The sequence below is a fragment of the Mycobacterium sp. pR1184 genome (assembly GCF_041287235.1).
Classification (GTDB): domain Bacteria; phylum Actinomycetota; class Actinomycetes; order Mycobacteriales; family Mycobacteriaceae; genus Mycobacterium.
Genome location: NZ_JBGGKR010000010.1, coordinates 86,842 through 104,101, shown reverse-complemented (window position 1 = coordinate 104,101; position 17,260 = coordinate 86,842). Strand labels below are relative to the sequence as shown.

Annotated in this window: 20 protein-coding genes; 15 read left to right on the top strand and 5 right to left on the bottom strand. The window is 66.1% G+C overall.

What is annotated here, in order from left to right:
- Positions 1 to 35: 35 nt before the first annotated feature.
- A complete protein-coding gene (locus tag ACAG21_RS18475; protein WP_370497708.1) occupies positions 36 to 1,277 on the top strand; it encodes an LCP family protein in 1,242 nt (413 codons plus the stop codon).
- Positions 1,278 to 1,446: 169 nt separating this feature from the next.
- Positions 1,447 to 2,004 (top strand): ferritin, encoded by a 558-nt coding sequence (locus tag ACAG21_RS18470; RefSeq protein WP_370497707.1) that lies wholly within the window; start codon positions 1,447 to 1,449, stop codon positions 2,002 to 2,004.
- Here ACAG21_RS18470 and ACAG21_RS18465 read toward each other — a convergent pair.
- Together ACAG21_RS18465 and ACAG21_RS18460 are read right to left on the bottom strand one after the other, a co-directional pair.
- Positions 2,001 to 2,825 carry a glycerophosphodiester phosphodiesterase gene (locus tag ACAG21_RS18465; RefSeq protein WP_370497706.1) on the bottom strand — a complete coding sequence of 275 codons (825 nt, stop codon included), beginning with the start codon at positions 2,823 to 2,825 and terminating at the stop codon, positions 2,001 to 2,003. The two genes, ACAG21_RS18470 and ACAG21_RS18465, sit on opposite strands and share 4 nt — an antisense overlap.
- Positions 2,826 to 2,829: 4 nt before the next feature.
- The gene (locus ACAG21_RS18460; protein WP_370497705.1) at positions 2,830 to 3,876 is read right to left on the bottom strand and encodes a DUF4328 domain-containing protein; all 1,047 of its coding nucleotides are present in this window, start codon (positions 3,874 to 3,876) and stop codon (positions 2,830 to 2,832) included.
- A 577-nt stretch (positions 3,877 to 4,453) separates the two neighbouring features.
- Here ACAG21_RS18460 and ACAG21_RS18455 point away from each other — a divergent pair.
- From ACAG21_RS18455 to rraA, 9 genes are all read left to right on the top strand, one after another.
- Entirely contained in the window at positions 4,454 to 4,609 is a 156-nt protein-coding gene (locus ACAG21_RS18455; protein WP_370497704.1) for a hypothetical protein, read from the top strand.
- A 165-nt stretch (positions 4,610 to 4,774) separates the two neighbouring features.
- A complete protein-coding gene (locus ACAG21_RS18450) occupies positions 4,775 to 5,398 on the top strand; it encodes a superoxide dismutase (RefSeq protein ID WP_090608247.1) in 624 nt (207 codons plus the stop codon).
- A gap of 197 nt (positions 5,399 to 5,595) precedes the next feature.
- Positions 5,596 to 6,129 carry a peptidase gene (locus ACAG21_RS18445; protein ID WP_090597853.1) on the top strand — a complete coding sequence of 178 codons (534 nt, stop codon included), beginning with the start codon at positions 5,596 to 5,598 and terminating at the stop codon, positions 6,127 to 6,129.
- Between the two features lie 930 nt (positions 6,130 to 7,059).
- Positions 7,060 to 7,458 carry a transcriptional regulator gene (locus ACAG21_RS18440; RefSeq protein WP_370497703.1) on the top strand — a complete coding sequence of 133 codons (399 nt, stop codon included), beginning with the start codon at positions 7,060 to 7,062 and terminating at the stop codon, positions 7,456 to 7,458.
- A 120-nt stretch (positions 7,459 to 7,578) separates the two neighbouring features.
- Positions 7,579 to 8,235 carry a DUF6474 family protein gene (locus ACAG21_RS18435; protein ID WP_370497702.1) on the top strand — a complete coding sequence of 219 codons (657 nt, stop codon included), beginning with the start codon at positions 7,579 to 7,581 and terminating at the stop codon, positions 8,233 to 8,235.
- 15 nt (positions 8,236 to 8,250) lie between these two features.
- Positions 8,251 to 8,916: a YcnI family protein gene (locus ACAG21_RS18430; RefSeq protein WP_370497701.1), complete on the top strand. Its 666-nt coding sequence runs from the start codon at positions 8,251 to 8,253 to the stop codon at positions 8,914 to 8,916.
- Complete coding sequence (locus ACAG21_RS18425; RefSeq protein ID WP_370497700.1) at positions 8,913 to 9,425, top strand: copper resistance protein CopC; 513 nt, start codon at positions 8,913 to 8,915, stop codon at positions 9,423 to 9,425. The genes ACAG21_RS18430 and ACAG21_RS18425 overlap by 4 nt, the downstream gene beginning before the upstream one ends.
- Positions 9,426 to 9,531: 106 nt before the next feature.
- Positions 9,532 to 9,969, top strand: a complete 438-nt coding sequence (locus tag ACAG21_RS18420; protein WP_370497825.1) for a nucleoid-structuring protein H-NS — start codon at positions 9,532 to 9,534, stop codon at positions 9,967 to 9,969.
- Entirely contained in the window at positions 9,969 to 10,442 is a 474-nt protein-coding gene (rraA, locus tag ACAG21_RS18415; protein ID WP_370497699.1) for a ribonuclease E activity regulator RraA, read from the top strand. The genes ACAG21_RS18420 and rraA overlap by 1 nt, the downstream gene beginning before the upstream one ends.
- 3 nt (positions 10,443 to 10,445) lie before the next feature.
- Here the strand turns inward: rraA and ACAG21_RS18410 are convergent, their stop codons facing one another.
- On the bottom strand, positions 10,446 to 11,915 hold the full coding sequence (locus ACAG21_RS18410; RefSeq protein ID WP_370497698.1) for a flavin-containing monooxygenase: 1,470 nt from the start codon (positions 11,913 to 11,915) through the stop codon (positions 10,446 to 10,448).
- A 77-nt stretch (positions 11,916 to 11,992) separates the two neighbouring features.
- Here ACAG21_RS18410 and ACAG21_RS18405 point away from each other — a divergent pair, with 77 nt between their 5' ends.
- The 3 genes from ACAG21_RS18405 (at position 11,993) to ACAG21_RS18395 (ending at position 14,762) form a co-directional block, all read left to right on the top strand.
- Positions 11,993 to 12,634 carry a TetR/AcrR family transcriptional regulator gene (locus ACAG21_RS18405; RefSeq protein ID WP_370497697.1) on the top strand — a complete coding sequence of 214 codons (642 nt, stop codon included), beginning with the start codon at positions 11,993 to 11,995 and terminating at the stop codon, positions 12,632 to 12,634.
- Positions 12,635 to 12,663: 29 nt separating this feature from the next.
- Positions 12,664 to 13,857, top strand: coding sequence for a DNA polymerase IV (gene dinB, locus ACAG21_RS18400; RefSeq protein WP_370497696.1), 1,194 nt, complete (start codon positions 12,664 to 12,666; stop codon positions 13,855 to 13,857).
- Positions 13,858 to 14,006: 149 nt separating this feature from the next.
- Entirely contained in the window at positions 14,007 to 14,762 is a 756-nt protein-coding gene (locus ACAG21_RS18395; protein WP_370497695.1) for a YoaK family protein, read from the top strand.
- Positions 14,763 to 14,766: 4 nt separating this feature from the next.
- Here the strand turns inward: ACAG21_RS18395 and ACAG21_RS18390 are convergent, their stop codons facing one another.
- On the bottom strand, positions 14,767 to 15,774 hold the full coding sequence (locus tag ACAG21_RS18390) for a PHP domain-containing protein (protein ID WP_370497694.1): 1,008 nt from the start codon (positions 15,772 to 15,774) through the stop codon (positions 14,767 to 14,769).
- A 10-nt stretch (positions 15,775 to 15,784) separates the two neighbouring features.
- Positions 15,785 to 16,216 carry a hypothetical protein gene (locus tag ACAG21_RS18385; RefSeq protein ID WP_370497693.1) on the bottom strand — a complete coding sequence of 144 codons (432 nt, stop codon included), beginning with the start codon at positions 16,214 to 16,216 and terminating at the stop codon, positions 15,785 to 15,787.
- A gap of 51 nt (positions 16,217 to 16,267) precedes the next feature.
- On the opposite strand from ACAG21_RS18385, the gene ACAG21_RS18380 reads away from it, so the two are divergent.
- Positions 16,268 to 17,122, top strand: coding sequence for an LLM class F420-dependent oxidoreductase (locus ACAG21_RS18380; protein WP_370497692.1), 855 nt, complete (start codon positions 16,268 to 16,270; stop codon positions 17,120 to 17,122).
- Positions 17,123 to 17,260 lie beyond the last annotated feature (138 nt).

The following is a 17,260-nucleotide window of genomic DNA, read 5'->3' as shown; positions in this document are numbered from 1 at the left end:
CCGGGCGGACCGCGCGGGGCACGTAAGTTAGCCGCGTGAACGGCGATCGATCAGCACACCGCGAATACCGTGGGCGACCGATCCCGCCGCAGTCGCGTCCCGAGCCACCGCCGATGCTGCGTCGCCACGCCAATCCGCCAGCGTCTGCTACCGACCAGACGGTGCCGCTCCCCCGGCTCTCGCCGCCGGCATCCACCGGCACGGCTACCCCCGGCCCGGGCGCGCCGCGGGATAAGCCGCGATCGCGCGCGCGGCCACGCGACCGGTCAGCGCCGCCGTCGGACCTGCCGGGCGTGCACCGCAAGCCCAAAAAGCGCCGTTGGGGCCGGGTGATCGCGTCGACGCTGCTGACCGGTTTGCTGCTGACCGCCGCCGTTGTCCTGGGCGGCGGCTTGTGGTTGGACACGGCGCTGCATCGCAAGGCGGTGCTGACCAATTACCCCGATCGGCCGGCATCCAGCCGCGGCACCAACTGGCTACTCGTCGGGTCGGACAGTCGCCAAGGCCTGTCGGCCGAACAGCAGGAGAACCTGGCCACCGGAGGCGATGTCGGTAGCAGTCGCACCGACACGATCCTGCTGATCCACATCCCCGCGCTGGGATCGAGCAATCCGACGACGATGGTGTCGCTGCCGCGCGACTCGTTCGTGCCGATCCCCGGACACGGCAAGGACAAGATCAACTCCGCCTTCGCGATCGGCGGGGCCACCCTGCTGGCCCAGACAGTCGAGCAAGCCACCGGACTACGGCTCGACCACTACGCCGAGATCGGGTTCAGCGGATTCGCGGCCGTGGTGGACGCCCTCGGCGGCATCACGGTCTGCCCGACCGCACCGATCAACGACCCGCTGGCCGGTATCGACCTGCCCGCCGGCTGCCAGCAGCTGAACGGCCGCAACGCGCTCGGATACGTTCGAACCCGCGACACCCCCCGAGCGGATCTAGACCGGATGGTCAACCAACGGCAGTTCCTCGGCGCACTGCTGCACCGCGCGGCCAGCCCGTCGGTGTGGCTCAACCCGTGGCGCTGGTACGCCGTGCCGCGCGCCGCGGCCGACGCGCTCACGGTCGACGACGGCGACCACGTCTGGGACCTGGCCCGGCTGGGCTGGGCGCTGCACGGATCTACCACCACGCTGACCGTCCCGATCGGGGACTTCACCAGTAACAGCTCCGGCTCGGTGGTGGTATGGAATCACGAGGTCGCGGGCAAGCTGTTCGAAGCGCTGGCCGCTGACTCCGCGGTGCCCGACGCCGCGCTCGAAGGGCAGTCATAGTGATTTCGTGACGCTAGTACGCGTCGCAATTGCTGAAATGGACCGGATGTGAATTCTCAATGGCCCTTGAATATGGCGTAGACAAATGCGCTTCTATGGTTTTGCGAACTTCTCCGAGCCGGTCCCACCCTCGTTGCGGCACCGATTTTACCTGCGCTAAGCTGCTGACATGACCGAAACCGACGCCCCCAAGTCTAAGTTCCACTCATTACTCCAGGAACAGATTTCCCACGAATTCACGAGCTCTCAACAATACGTTGCGATTGCCGTTTATTTCAGCGCCGGCGAACTGCCCCAATTAGCGAAGCATTTTTATGGACGTGCGCTTGAGGAACGCAATCACGCAATGATGTTGGTGCAGCATCTGCTCGACCGTGACGTCCAGGTCGAGATTGCGGGCGTCGACGCGGTGCGCAATCAATTCGACGAGCCGCGCGACGCGCTGGTCCTCGCTCTCGAGCAGGAAAAAATCGTCACCGAACAGATCACCCAGCTGGCCCGAGTGGCGCGCGACGAGGGCGATTACCTCGGCGAGCAGTTCATGCAGTGGTTCCTGCAAGAGCAGGTCGAAGAGGTCGCGGTGATGAAGACGCTGGTAACGGTGTCCGAGCGCGCCGGAGCCAACCTGTTCGACCTGGAGAACTTCGTCGCCCGCGAGGTGGCGACGCAGGGCATCAGCGCGAGCGCCCCGCCGGCCGCGGGCGGCCACCTGGTCTCGCCGGTCTAACCCCTGCCGTCGAGGGTCCGCGCGTTTTCCAGCCAGGTTTTCGTGCGGCCGGGGTGGTTGGTGGCGATCCAGGCCACCCCGACGTCTCGGCAGAAGTCGATGTCCTCGTATCCGTCGACGGTCCAGCAGTACACCGCCCGACCCTGGGCGGCGGCGCGATCCACCAGTTGCGGATAGTCCTTCAGCGCGACGACCGAAGGCCCGACGGCCGTGGCTCCGACGGCCGTGGCCGCGCTGCTGGTCAGGTAACGGGCATTGCGGCCGAGCAACACCGTGGGCAGCAGCGGGGCTGCTCGCCGGATTCGCCACACGGCCGCGGCCGAGAAGGACATCACCACCGCGCGCGACCGGTCAGCCGACGCCGGCGAGGCGATGCCGTAGCGGTGCAGCAGCGCCAGCAGCTTGCTCTCGACCAGCGAGCCGTACCGAACCGGGTGCTTGGTCTCGATGAAAAGCTTCACCGGCCGGTTCCAGTCGAGGACCAGCGATACCAGGGCGTCCAGCGTCAGCAGGCTGGTATCCCCGTGGGTGCCGTCGGGCCGCCAACTGTCGTGCCAGGCACCGAATTCCAGCTCACGCAACTGGGCAAGCGTCATGGTGCTGACCAGACCGGCACCGGTTGAGGTCCGGTCCAGCCGGCGGTCGTGCACGCAGACCAGGTGGCCGTCGCGGGTCAGCCGCACATCGCATTCCACACCGTCGGCGCCCTCTTTGAGCGCAAGGTCATACGCGGCGAGCGTGTGTTCGGGGCGAGCCGCCGATGCGCCGCGATGAGCGACGACAAAGGGGTGCCCGGCGACCACCTCGTCGGCCCACGTCATACCCTTATGCTGCCGGTTCCTCCCCCTTCAACTCAACCGGAGCGGCATCGGACGCGCCGGGCCGAGCCGGGAGATCCGGGGTTACCGCAACCCAGCGATGCGTGGGCCGTGCCACGGGTTTGCGTTCGAATCCCTCGAAAATGCGGGCTGCGGCGGCCAGCGTCGCCGCCGCGAACAGGTACCCGAACACCATCAGGACGGTGTTGTTCGCGATGCCCTGCGGATCGGTGGCGAAGCTGGTGATGATGGCCCAGATCGACACCGCGTAGCTGAAGACCCACGCGATCCACCACTCCAGGATCGGTCGACGCACCCGGGCGAGATGATCTTCGAGAGCGGCCAGCTCGATGACGTAGACCGGAGCCCACAGCAGGTTGACCAGTGGCACGGCACAGCCGGCCCACAGCGCGGCGGCCGAACGATGATCGGCCAGGCCGTAATGCGCGAACACCGCTGCCCGCCGTGCGATCAGCCACAGGATCAGAAACACGCCGGAGGTGATCAACGCGATGAGCGCCGCCACACTGGCCAGATCCCCCAGCCAGTCCGCCGCGGTCGCAACGATCGAGTTCAGCAAGGTCTTTCGGTTGTAGACCAACAACACATATCGGGCGACGTACACCAGCGCGGCAGCGCCGAGCGTGAGCACGCTGATGAACAGCACGAGACGCACCACCGCGGACGGTGGCGCGGACGGCGTCGAACCTTCGGGGCCCGCCGCGGCCTGCTCGACGCGGTCGGTCAAGCCCCAGCGCGGGATCACCGCATAGCGAGGTGTGGGGCCGAGCACCCGTCGTCCCCGCCGCGCCGGCGGTGCGGCGCCCGGACGCACCGCGATCCAGCGGAAGCCCGGCGGCAACCGTAACGGGGTGCGTTGCGGCGCGACCGGCCGAGCCGGCGCCGGCGGGCCGGCGGGCGTACTCCAGCGAGGGTCGGCCGCCGCGGTGTCCGGCAGTGGTGCGAGCAGCGCGCCGCGGCAGCGGGGGCACCACTCGCGGCGGCGTTCGCGCACGTTCCACCGAGTGCCGCACTGGGAGCACACCTGGATCACCGGACCAGCGTAGCCCTGGCGACGATGCGGGCCGTTGCAACGCGACCGTTCCCACCGCCGAGCGCGGCCCGCTGAAATGCAACGATCGTCCCGTAGGTGGCGCAAAGCGCGACCCACCTCGCCGGCGGCGTCCGTGTGCTCACCGATTCGCCTTCGACGGCGCGCACGGGCGTCTGTTACGCCGGTCACAGCTACACCGTGGCTATCCACAGTTTCCACAGGTTTATCCACATGGGACTCAGGGGTACAGACGCAATCAATCAGCAACTAGCGGTTAACCCTGGCCCCAACTGTGGATAACGCTTGGGTGTTTTTGGCACGCCATCGACAGGCCACACCAGCAGGCGAGCGAATGCACCGCCCCGTTGCACAGCAATCGGATCCACCTTCACGAAATAGGTGCTGACCTGCACCCCAGACCCGGCCCGGTCGCCGACCGTCGGCATGAATACGCAGTTCAGCGTGTTGTGGCCGGGGGCATTTTCCAACCCCATCGCAAAGGGTTATGATCGCCATCACGAAAAATGTTGTGACTCACCTCACTCGGCTGAGGTGACCGGCCGGTGAAGGGCGATCGATGGCGTTACATTCGTGGGGTTCGGGTAGCCCGGCCGCGTCGAACTCGTACTCCGGATCGCCTGCCTGGAACCACAGTTACAGCGTCGCCGCATTGCGTGCCGGGCTGATCGCGCTGGCATTGCTCGCCGTTCTCGCGCTCATTGTTTTGTCGTGATCACTTCGTCTTGAAACGACCCCGAGCGGGTACTCGGCCTACCGGCCCATTGGGGCAGTCCTTGCGGCGCGTGCTGTCATGGAGCAGGGTTGATTACGCTGAGCCTGTCGCGTGGCGGACTCCGTGCGAATGCGCGTTAAGACGATCATCGAGGAAAGGAATGCCGTGGCTGAATACACCCTGCCCGACTTGGACTGGGACTACGCAGCGCTGGAACCACACATCTCCGGTCAGATCAACGAGATCCACCACAGCAAGCACCATGCGACTTACGTCAAGGGTTTGAACGACGCCATTGCCAAGCTCGAAGAGGCACGCGCCAATGACGACCACGCCGCGATCTTCCTGAATGAGAAGAACTTGGCATTCCACCTGGGTGGCCACGTCAATCACTCGATCTGGTGGAAGAACCTGTCTCCGAACGGTGGCGACAAGCCGACCGGCGACCTCGCCGCCGCGATCGACGAGCAGTTCGGATCATTCGACAAATTCCGCGCTCAGTTCAGTGCGGCGGCCAACGGCCTGCAGGGTTCGGGCTGGGCGGTGCTGGGCTATGACACGCTCGGCGACCGGTTGCTGACCTTCCAGCTGTACGACCAGCAGGCCAACGTGCCGCTGGGCATCATTCCACTGCTGCAGGTCGACATGTGGGAGCACGCCTTCTACCTGCAGTACAAGAACGTCAAGGCCGACTACGTCAAGGCGTTCTGGAACGTGGTCAATTGGGCAGATGTGCAGTCGCGTTACGCGGCCGCAACGTCGAAGACCCAGGGCCTTATTTTCGGCTGATTTTCATCTCGGAGAGCCAAGGGCGTCACGCGGATCGCGTGGCGCCCTTGGCTTTATCCCGGCCGGGTCGGCTCGCTTCAGGAAAGGCAACGGCCCGTGGCCGTGTCGAGTTGCAACGCGCCTAAACCGCAGGCATTCTTAACTATTCGAGCTACCAGCGTGGTTATTTCGAACGACGACGTTGTGCGGAGGTCGAGATGGAAACTGGTTCAGGCCAGCCGATAGGGGTAGCCCCCTTCCATGCTCGTGGTGCCCTGAAAGGGTTTGTCATCTCCGGCCGTTGGCCGGACTCGACCAAGGAGTGGGCGCAGCTATTGATGGTTGCGGTGCGGGTCGCATCGTTGCCCGGATTACTTTCCACTACAACGGTATTCGGCGCCCGTGAAGAATTGCCCGACGAGCCCGAGCCCGACACTGTCGGCCTGGTGCTCGCCGAGGGCACGGTATTCGGTGAATCAGCAATCCAGCCAGGGTATTTCGCGGATCATCAACCGCCGGCGCTGCTGATGCTGCACCCCCCGTCGGAAACCACGCCGTCGTTGCCGGAATGCACCGGAGCGGCGTCGGGGTGCGTTTTGCTGCCGGGGTTGCCCTATCTGGGACTGGAGCATCGGGCCGCGTGGGTCGAAGCGGAAGCCGACGGCACCATCACGTCGATGGTGAGCCGTGTCGGCGTCGACCCCATCAGCCATCCGGACACCGCGATTCTGGCCATGCTGCTTGCGGCATAACGGAATTCGAACGTTTTGGTTCATGGCCCTAATCCGCCGGATAAGGGTTTTGCGAACTTCGGCGCCGTCCTGGCGCACCCACGGCTTGCCCGCTAGCCTGAGACCGTTGGCGAAGGGGAGTAGCCCCGAATCGTCGTGTCGACTTACTGGCGAATAGCCCCGCCGGCGAACCGGTCTTCACGGAGCGGTGGGCGAGAATGCTTGCTGGCACGGCCTCGCTGATAATCGGCCACTTCCTCGGCGCGACGCCGCCGGCACGGCCGATGGCCTTCGCCGCCGCGTTCGCGTTCCTGATTTTCGCCGCGTGGGCCCGGCGCGAGGGCGGCGCCGACGTGCACACGTGGCTCGGCGTCTTGTTCGGCCTGTGGACGCTGTTCGACAGCGCGCCGGGCCGGCAGTCGGAGGCCAGTGCAAACACGGCGACGCCGTCGCACCGAGGCCTCTCATGTGGGGAGGTCACCGGAGACCGGCTAAGGCGCAACGCCGCTCGCCCTCGCAGGCCGGCCGAGCCCGAGCAGTTGCCCCCAGAGGTATCTCTGAGGGCTGTTTGCTGCACCCGTCCCCTCTTACGGAGACAAAAATCAGACCGGACAGCAAAGTAAGCTGTCGGTAGGTTCTCGCTACCAGGCCGTTGCGAGATGTCCGGCCGACACCATTTGGCCGGCGGCGACGCTACCCCTCGGCAGCGCGCCGAAGCGTCCGGCTACCAGACTTGCTTTCTGCGGATAACCTGTGAGTTTTGGTCGCTTTATGGACACTGCCGTTATTTAGTTGGACGCTCGTCACGTGTGGTTGCAGCGAACCTCAGGGCCGCACCCAGCGAACCCGCCGCCGTTTGCACCTGGTTGCGACCTCAAACTCTCGCTACCATGGTCAGCAAATACACTTAGGTAATAGTTTCACTTCTACAGCCCAGTGGAGGTCATATCGATGAGCACGACATTTTCCGCCCGCCTGAACCGCTTGTTCGACACGGTGTATCCACCCGGGCGCGGGCCGCACACCTCAGCGGAGGTGATCGCGGCACTCAAGGCGGAGGGCATCACAATGTCGGCTCCCTATCTGTCGCAGCTACGCTCCGGCAATCGCACGAACCCGTCGTCGGCGACGATGGCCGCTCTGGCCAACTTCTTTCGCATCAAACCGGCGTACTTCACCGACGACGAGTACTACGAAAAGCTCGACAAGGAGCTGGTCTGGATGTCCACGATGCGCGACGACGGGGTGCGTCGCATCGCGCTGCGCGCCGCCGGGTTGTCTCCCCAGGCGCAGCAGGACATCGTCGAGCGCGTCGACGAACTGCGCCGCGCCGAACACCTCGACGCCTAGCGGGTTGTTCGGGCGCAGCCCGACCTGAACGGCTGCCGTCGACCTGTTCCGATTAGGGTTGCTCTCGGATCGCGGACACGCGACAGCGATAGTCCACAAGACACCGGGAGGCGACCGGGCATGGGCCTGTTTCGCAAGCGAAAGACTCGCGCCACGCGTCGTGCCGAAGCTCGTGCGATCAAGGCCCGCGCCAAGCTGAAAGCCAAGCTCGACGCCAAGAACCAGGCGCGCCGATTGAAGGCGGATCGACGGGCGGCCGAGAGGGCGCTCAAGGCGCAGATCAAGTCGCAGCGCGACAGCGACCGCGCGGCGCTGAAAGTTGCCGAGACGGAGCTCAAGGCGGCGCGGGAGGGCAAGGTCTTGTCGCCGACGCGGATCCGCCGGGTGTTGACGGTCTCGCGGCTGCTGGCACCGATCCTGACGCCGGTGATCTACCGGGTGGCGATATCCGCCCGCGCGATGATCGACCAGCGTCGCGCGGACCAACTCGGGATCCCGCTGGCGCAGATCGGCCAGTTTTCCGGGCACGGCGCCCAGCTGTCGGCGCGGATCGCCGGCTCGGAAAAGTCGTTGCGAATGGTGCAGGAAAAAAAGCCCAAGGACGCCGAGACCAAGCAGTTCGTGGCCGCGATCTCCGAGCGGCTGACCGATTTGTCGGCGGCCGTCACCGCTGCGGAGAACATGCCCGCCGCGCGCCGACGCGCCGCTCACTCGGCGATCTCCTCGCAACTCGACGGTATCGAAGCAGATCTGATGGCTCGGCTCGGACTGACCTGAAAGTAGTGTTCTGACATGCCATTCCGCGACAGGTGGATGTTGCGCGCCGTCGTCGTCATCTCCGCTGCCGCCGCGCTTTTCGTCGGCTCCGGGAGCGCCACCGCGTGGGCGCACGTCCACGCCAGTGCCGATACCACGGCCCGGGGCGCCATGGCGATCGTGACATTTCAGGTACCCAACGAATCCGACAAGGGCGCCGCCACCACGGCGCTGAGCGTCGTGCTCCCCGACGTCGCATCCGCGCGCACCGAAGCGATGCCCGGGTGGACGGCCAAACTCGACCGGGACACGGCATCGGGTGTCGTGCACTCGGTGACTTGGACGGCGGCACCGGGCGGCGGCATCGGAGTCGACCAGTTCGCGCTGTTCCGGATCTCGGTGAAACTGCCCGACACCGATACCGTCAACTTCCCGGCCACCCAGACCTACGCCGACGGGACGGTCGTCAAGTGGGACCAGCAACCGCAGGCCGGTGGCGGTGAGCCCGAGCATCCGGTGCCCACGCTGACCCTCGGCGCGGGGTTGGGCGCCCCGCATGAGCACCATCATTCGGGCATGCCCGCCGACCACGGCGACGAGTCGACGTCGGGGGACAACATCGCGCGGGTGTTGGGTGGAGCCGCCCTGGTTGTGGCCGCGGTGGGCATCGCCCTGGTGCTGGTCCGACGCCCCAGGACATGAGGCGGCCGGCCGCCGTCGCTTGGGTGGGTCTGCTGCTGGCTGCCTTGCTGTCGACCGCGACGCTGACCGCACAAGTCGCGTCGGCACACGCCACCCGGGTGTCCGCCGACCCCGCCGACGACGCGGTTCTGGCCACCGGTCCGAGCCGGGTCAGTGCGACCTTCAACGAGCCATTGCAGACCACGTTCGCGGCCATGACCGTCGTAGGACCGGACGGCAATGTGTGGTCCACCGGGGACACCACCGTGCAGGGCGCGGTCGTCGGCATCGCGCTGCGCCCACTAGGACCGACGGGCACCTACACCGTCAATTACCGGGTGACGTCCGCCGACGGTCATGTGGTGTCGGGGTCGTGGTCGTTCCGGCTGACGGTGCCCGGTACCGGCACGCCGGGACCCGCCGCCACCAGCAGCAACGCTGGCCACGGCATCCCCGTCTGGCCGTTCGTCGCGGTGGCCGTGGCGATCGTCGGCGCGGGCCTGTTGTTGACCCTGCGCCGCCGGCCCTGACCGACCTGGTCGGCGGGGTGCGATCACCCGTGCTGGCATGATGGGGTCCGAGTAAGTTTTGGCGGGGCTAGGAATGGCCGAGAAAAAGCTGCGAAGGAGCGGCCGCATGGCAGACCCTCAAGATCAACCCAACAGCGAGGCCAACGGCGCAGCGACGCCGCCGGAGAAGACGCCGCCCGCCAAGGCCGCCAAAAAGGCACCCGCAAAGAAAGCGCCGGCTAAGAAGGCGCCCGCGAAAAAGGCCGTCGCAAAAAAGGCTCCGGCCAAGAAAGCACCCGCGAAGAAGGCGCCCGCCCAGAGCCCCGCGCCCACGCCCCCGAAACCGCCAGCGGCGCAGCAGGATTCGTCCCCGCCCGATGGTGAAATTGCCGCTGCCGCCAAAGATGCGGCCGCACAGGCGAAATCCACGGTGGAGGGCGCCAACAATCCGGTAACCGCCAACATTGCGCAGCCGGTGCCCGGCTCGTCGACGTTGCCACTCGTGGTCGCCGTAGCACTGAGCCTGCTCGCGATTCTGCTGATCCGGCAGTTGCGGCGGCGCTGATGAGCGTGTCATTCGAGGCAACAGCCGACCTGGTCGACCGAATAGGGCCCGACGTACGCAGCTGCGATCTTCAGTTCCGCCAGTTCGGCGGCCGCACCGAATTCGCCGGACCGATCAGCACCGTGCGCTGCTTCGAGGACAACGCACTGCTGAAATCCGTACTTTCACAACCGGGTGCGGGCGGAGTGCTGGTGATCGACGGCGCCGGATCGCTGCACAGCGCGCTGGTGGGAGACCTGATCGCCGAACTCGCCCGCTCCAACGGCTGGGCGGGACTGATCATCAACGGCGCGGTGCGCGACGCCGCCGCGTTGCGCGGCATCGACATCGGCATCAAGGCGCTGGGCACCAATCCCCGCAAGAGCACCAAGAGTGGCGTCGGTGAGCGCGATGTCGAGGTCAGCCTCGGCGGTGTGACGTTCGTGCCCGGTGAGGTCGCCTACAGCGACGACGACGGCATCGTCGTCGTCTAGCAGCTAAACCGCTACCGGTGCACGCTTTTTCGTGAACCGCAGGCTCTCGTCGTTAACCTTGCCGCGCCGGATGGTGCGCATGTCGAACAGGTAGTTCTGCTTGAGACGCCACGGTGCCCGCGAGCCCGACTTGGGCAGCAAGTGCATGGACCGCTGGAAATAGCCGGGACTGAAATCCATGAACGGCAGTTCGTCGACGTCGGCGCCGGGATGCTGCGGCTCCACGTTGTCAAAGCCGTTGTCGTCCATGTAGTTCAGCACGCGGCAGAAGAACTCCGACACCAGATCGGCCTTCAGCGTCCAAGATGCATTGGTGTAGCCGAAGGTGATGACGAAGTTCGGAACTCCGGAGAACATGCAGCCCTTGTAGGTCATCAGCGAGGTGAGGTCGAACGGTTCGCCATTGCGGGTGGGTTGCAGCCCGCCGAGCAGTTGCATGTTCAATCCCGTTGCGGTGACGATGATGTCCGCCTGCAGCTCCGCACCCGAGGTGAGCTTGATTCCGGTCTTGGTGAACCGGTCGATGGTGTCGGTGACGACGTCGGCCTTGCCGTGCCGGATGGCTCGGAAGAAGTCGCCGTCGGGCGCCAGGCACAGCCGCTGGTCCCACACGTTGTAGCTGGGACCGAAGTGCTTTTCGACGTCGTAGCCCTTCGGTAGGCGGCGCTGCGCCATCGTCATCAGCGTCTTGCGCATGTAGGCCGGCCGCTTGCGGGCCAGCTGATACTGGAAGGTGCTGAACGCGATGGCTTTCCAGCGATTGGCGAGGTGCGCCAGCCGGTCCGGAAGCCATCGGTTGAACTGCACCGCGAACGGGTCGGTCCCGGGCAGCGAGCCGATGTAGGTCGGTGAGCGCTGCAGCATCGTCACAAAGCCGGAGCCCGAGTTCACCAGGGCGGGAATCAAAGTGATCGCGGTTGCGCCCGAGCCGATCACGACGATCTTCTTGCCCGCGTAGTCGAGGTCTTCGGGCCAGTGCTGTGGGTGGATGATGGTGCCGCCGAAGTCCTCGGCACCGGGGAACGTCGGCGAATATCCCTCGTCGTAGTTGTAGTAGCCGGTGCACGCGAACACGAACGAACAGGTGATGTCGCTCCGCTGGCCGTCGTTCTCGACGGTGAGGGTCCATTGGTTCTCCGCGTCGGACCAATCGGCGGCCACCACGCGGTGGCGGTAGCGGATGTGTCGTTCGATGCCGTTCTCGACCGCGGCTTCCTTGATGTAGGCCTTGATGTCGGCGCCGTCGGCGATCGACTTCGCCGAGCGCCACGGCTTGAACCGGAACCCGAGCGTGAACATGTCCGAGTCGGACCGGATGCCCGGATATTTGAACAAGTCCCAGGTGCCGCCGAGGTCGTCGCGGCGTTCCAGGATCGCGTAGCTCTTGGTCGGGCAGCGGTCCTGCAGGTGCCAGGCCGCACTCACGCCGGAGATGCCGGCGCCCACGATCACGACGTCCAGGTGCTCAGTCATGAGGGCCACGCTATCAACGCGGTGTCGAGCTAGTCAACACACTGTTGAAATCTTCAACCATGTGTAAAGTAACAGGCGTGACAACCGCCGGCCAGACTCGCGCTCTGCGCGGCCGCCGCTCGATGCGCCCTTCGGGCGACGACCGCGAGCAGGCCATTCTCGCGACCGCCGAGCGGCTGCTCGAGGAGCGTTCACTCGCCGACATTTCGGTCGACGACCTGGCAAAAGGTGCCGGGATCTCGCGCCCGACGTTCTACTTCTACTTCAAGTCGAAAGAGGCCGTGCTGCTGTCGCTGCTCGAGCCGGTGATCGCGCGGGCCGACTCCGAGTTCGACGGCGCCGTGATGCGGCTGCCGAAGGACCCGCGCCGGGTGTGGCGCAACGGCATCAAGGCGTTCTTCACCGAATTCACCACCCACCGTGCCGTGGCGCGGACCGCGACGGAGGCACTGGCGACCAGCGCGGAATTGCGGGCGTTGTGGTCGGGGTTCATGCAGAAATGGATCGACCAGACCGCCGCCATGATCACCGCCGAGCGAGAGCGCGGCGCCGCGCCGGACACCATCCCGGCCGCCGACCTGGCGACGTCGCTCAACCAGATGAACGAACGCACGATGATGGCGGCATTGTCCGCCGAGACACCTTCTGTCCAAGCGGAGCGGGTCGTCGACACCCTCACCCACATCTGGCTCAGCAGCATCTACGGCGAATCCGGCTAGCTGTCACCACCGCGTGCGAACATACGTTCGTGCGGTGTGATGCGTCCATCCTGCACGCCGACCTGGACTCGTTCTACGCGTCGGTGGAACAGCGTGACGACCCGACGTTGCGCGGTCGCCCGGTGATCGTGGGTGGCGGCGTCGTGCTGGCCGCCAGCTACGAGGCCAAGGCCTACGGTGTGCGCACCGCGATGGGCGGTCGGCAGGCCCGGCGGCTATGTCCCGACGCCGTCGTCGTGCCCCCGCGCATGGCGGCCTATTCGCGGGCCAGTGACGCCGTCTTCGAGGTGTTCCGCGATGCCACACCTATAGTCGAGCCGCTGTCGGTGGACGAGGCATTCCTCGACGTCGGTGGCCTGCGCCGGGTCTCGGGCACGCCGGTCGAGATTGCCGAACGGCTGCGGCGCGACGTGCGGGAGCGGGTCGGCCTGCCGATCACCGTCGGCATCGCCCGCACCAAATTCCTGGCCAAGGTCGCCAGCCAAGAGGCCAAGCCGGATGGGCTGCTGCTGGTGCAGCCCGATCGTGAGCTGGCGTTCCTGCGGCCGTTGCCGGTGCGCCGACTGTGGGGCGTGGGCGCGGTGACCGCGGACAAGCTGCACGGCTACGGCGTCACGACGGTCGCCGATGTCGCCGAGCTCAGTGAGTCGACGCTGGCCTCGCTGCTGGGTGCGGGCATGGGCCGCCAGCTGTATGCGTTGTCGCGCAATATCGACCGGCGCCGGGTCAACACCGGGGTGCGCCGCCGGTCCGTCGGTGCCCAGCGAGCGTTGGGCCGCGCTGGAAATCGCATGTCGCCCATCGAGATCGATGCGGTCGTGGTCAACCTGATCGACCGGATCACGGCGCGGATGCGCGCCGCCGGCCGCACGGGGCGCACCGTGGTGCTGCGGCTGCGGTTCGACGACTTCACCCGGGCGACCCGGTCCCACACCCTGCCGGGTGCGACGGCGTCGACGCAGCCGATCCTGGCCACCGCCCGGGAGCTGATCGCCTCGGCCGCACCCGCGATCGCCCAACGCGGCTTGACGCTGGTCGGTTTCGCGGTTTCGGGCATCGATCGGTGTGGGGCCCAACAGCTGATGCTGCCTTTTCAAGAAGACTCGCTCGCGGTCGACGCCGCGGTAGACCGGGTCCGTGAGCGCTTCGGCAAATCCGCTCTCACCCGCGGGGTGTTGATTGGACGAGATTCGGGTATAGAGATGCCGCGACTGCCCGACTGACCGCGTTCCCCTGATTCACCAATGTGCTTCCGGCCCATGCGGTTTCGATGATAAGAGGTTTGTTTGAGATGACGCGCGGTCCGGGCGGGCCCCGACGGCTCGCTTGTACGCTGGCCAAAACCCAACCTGGAAAGTGAGTGTCTAAACACATGCCGCCGGACAATGCCCGCGACAGTGGTCTGCCTCGCGAAGGTCTCCTGCTCGGCTACAGCGCGATACTCGCGCTGTCTGCCGGTTTCGTCAACGCGGTCGCTCTGCTGATCTTGGCGTTGCCGGTCGGCAACCTCACCGCGATTACCACCCAGCTGGGCATGAACACCGCCAACCCGTGGCTCTACGAAGGCCATGTGCTCGCCGCGATCTTGTTCGGCTTTCTCGGCGGCGCGACGCTGGCCGGAGCCGTTCTCGCGCCCACCCAAGCCTTGGCAGGCCCGCGCCATGCCGTGGTTCTGTTCACCGAGGCAGCATTGCTGGTGCTGGCCGCCGCGGGGGTGGAAGAAACTTTCGTCAAGGCCCAGATCGAATCGCTCGGCGTCGAGCTCACCGCCGTCCAGGCGATGTTCGCCGCCGCGGCACTCGGCCTGCAGAACGCCATGACGTCGAGCTTCCGCGGCATGTCGATTCGCACCACCCACTTCACCGGAACCGTCACCGACCTGGGACTGATGCTCGGGCGTGCCCGCCAAGACGGGATTGAGAAGTGGAAGGCCGCGATCCTGGTGACCACGCTGCTGCTGTTCCTCGGCGGCGGTATCGCCGGCATCGTGTTCGGCTCGCGCTTTGGTGGCTACTCGCTGCTCATCCCGGCCGCAACCTGCGCGATCGTGGCCACCGCCAACGTTATGCACAACCGGGGCACCAGCGACGAACCCATGCCCGAGGCAGCGGAAGCGGTGCGTGCCTAACCGCTCAGCTTGATCCCGTCCACGCCAGCAGCTTGTCGGCCGGCCAGGTGTTCACGATCCGGTCGACCGGAACGCCGGCATCCAGGGCGCGTTGCGCGCCGTACCCCAGGAAGTCCAGCTGGCCGGGTGCGTGCGCATCGGTGTCGATGCTGAACATGCAGCCGATTTCCAGCGCCAGGCTGAGCAGCCGGGTCGGCGGGTCGCGGCGTTCGGGGCGGGAGTTGATCTCCACCGCGGTGCCGTGGTCGCGACAAGCGGAGAAGACCTTCTCGGCGTCGAACTTCGATTCCGCCCGGATGCCCCGGTTGCCGGAAACCAGCCGGCCCGTGCAGTGGCCCAGCACATCGGCGTGGCCGTCGGAGACCGCACGCACCATCCGGCGCGTCATGGCCGCCGAATCCATCGACAGCTTGGAGTGCACGCTGGCCACGACGACGTCGAGGCGTTCCAGCAGCTCGGGCTCCTGATCCAGGCTGCCGTCGTCGAGAATGTCGACCTCGATACCGGTGAGGATGCGCATCGGCGCGAACGTGTCCCGCAGCCCGTCGATCACGTCGAGCTGTTTGCGCAACCGCTCCGGCGACAGGCCGTTGGCGATCGTCAGCCGCGGCGAATGATCGGTCAACGCGCAGTATTCATGTCCCAGCGCTGCCGCGGTGGCCATCATCTCCTCGATCGGCGCCGAGCCGTCCGACCAGTTCGAGTGCAGGTGCAAATCCCCCCGCAGCGCGCTGCGCACCTCGCCGCCACCGAGATCTGTTGCCTCGGCCCGCAATTCGACCAGTGCATCGGGCTCACGGCCGGCCCAGGCCTGGGCGATGACCTTCGCGGTCTTGGGTCCGATGCCCGGCAACGTCTGCCAGCTGTCGGCCTGACCGTGTCGCTCGCGCTCGGCGTCGTCGAGCGCCTCGACGATGTCGGCCGCGTTGCGATACGCCATCACGCGTTTAGGGTCCTGTCGGCTGCGGTCTTTGTAGTAGGCGATCTGCCGAAGAGCGACTACCGGGTCCATGGCTCCAGTGTTACAGCAGCTGCCCGTAGACGAACCCGGCCAGGATCACACCGAAGCCGCCGATCTCGCCGACGATCAGCAGGCTCATGGCCAGCCCCGTTCCCCGCGGCGGGTTTTCGAATTGGTTGACGGTGTCTCGCCGCGCACCGTGCTCGATATAGGTACCGATCGCCCCGACGAAGAAGAACACGGTGACCATCGCCGCCGTCAGGTTGACCCATGTCGGCCACGCGCTGAACTGGACGAACACCGCGATCAGCAGGGTCGCAAAGGAATACAGCAACGCCGCCCGGTGCGCGATATCTACATAGGGATGGGCCCGGTGGTCGTCGGACGCCATGATCTGCCGGTATTTCCACACGCCGAGAACCAGCGCCAGCAAAAAGATCAGGCCGGCCGACAGCAGGGTGATCTTGGCGTCGATCCCGAGGGCACTACTCATCGCGCGCACGAGTTTAGTTGCGCTTCATAAATTTCGACTAGCGTCGATGGCATGCGATTCGCGTTCAAGACCTCACCGCAAGACACCACCTGGGCCGCCATGCTCGCCGTTTGGCAGGCCGCCGACGATATCGACGTCTTCGAGTCCGGGTGGACCTTCGACCACTTCTACCCGATCTTTTCCGACAGCACCGGCCCGTGCCTGGAGGGCTGGACCACGCTGACCGCGCTGGCGCAGGCCACCCGGCGGCTGCGCTTGGGCACCTTGGTCACCGGTATCCACTACCGCCACCCCGCCGTCCTGGCGAACATGGCCGCCGCCCTCGACGTCATCTCCGACGGACGGCTCGAGCTCGGGATCGGGGCGGGCTGGAACGAGGAGGAATCCGGCGCCTACGGCATCGAACTCGGCAGCATCAGGGAACGGTTCGACCGGTTCGAGGAAGCGTGTCAGGTGCTGATCAGCCTGCTCAGCGAGGAGACCACCAACTTCGACGGCAAGTACTACCAGCTCAAGGACGCGCGCAACGAACCCAAGGGACCGCAACGTCCGCACCCGCCCATCTGCATCGGAGGCAGCGGCGAGAAGCGCACGTTGCCGCTGGCCGCGCGCTACGCCCAGCACTGGAACTTCGTCGGCGGTACGCCCGAGGAGTTCGCCCGCAAGCGCGACGTGCTGGCGGCACGCTGTGCGGACATCGGGCGCGACCCGAAGGAGATCACCCTGTCGGCGCACGTTCGCCTCGGCGAGGACCTCAACTACGGACAGGTCATCGAGACCGCCGCCGGGCTGGCGGCCGAGGGACTCGACCTGGGAATCGTCTACCTACCACCCCCGCACGACCCGGCCGTCCTGGAGCCGTTGGCTGAGGCGATCCGGGATTCGGGACTGCTGTCGACGAAATGACGATTCCGTGACGCCGAGCAAACTGGCGGTGGAATCGCGGGTAGATAGCTTGGGTTGTTATGTCCCGAACAGCAACAGCTCCTGGGCAGTTACCAGGCGCTCTTGCTTAGCGGGAAACTCGCGACTTTTCACCGGGTG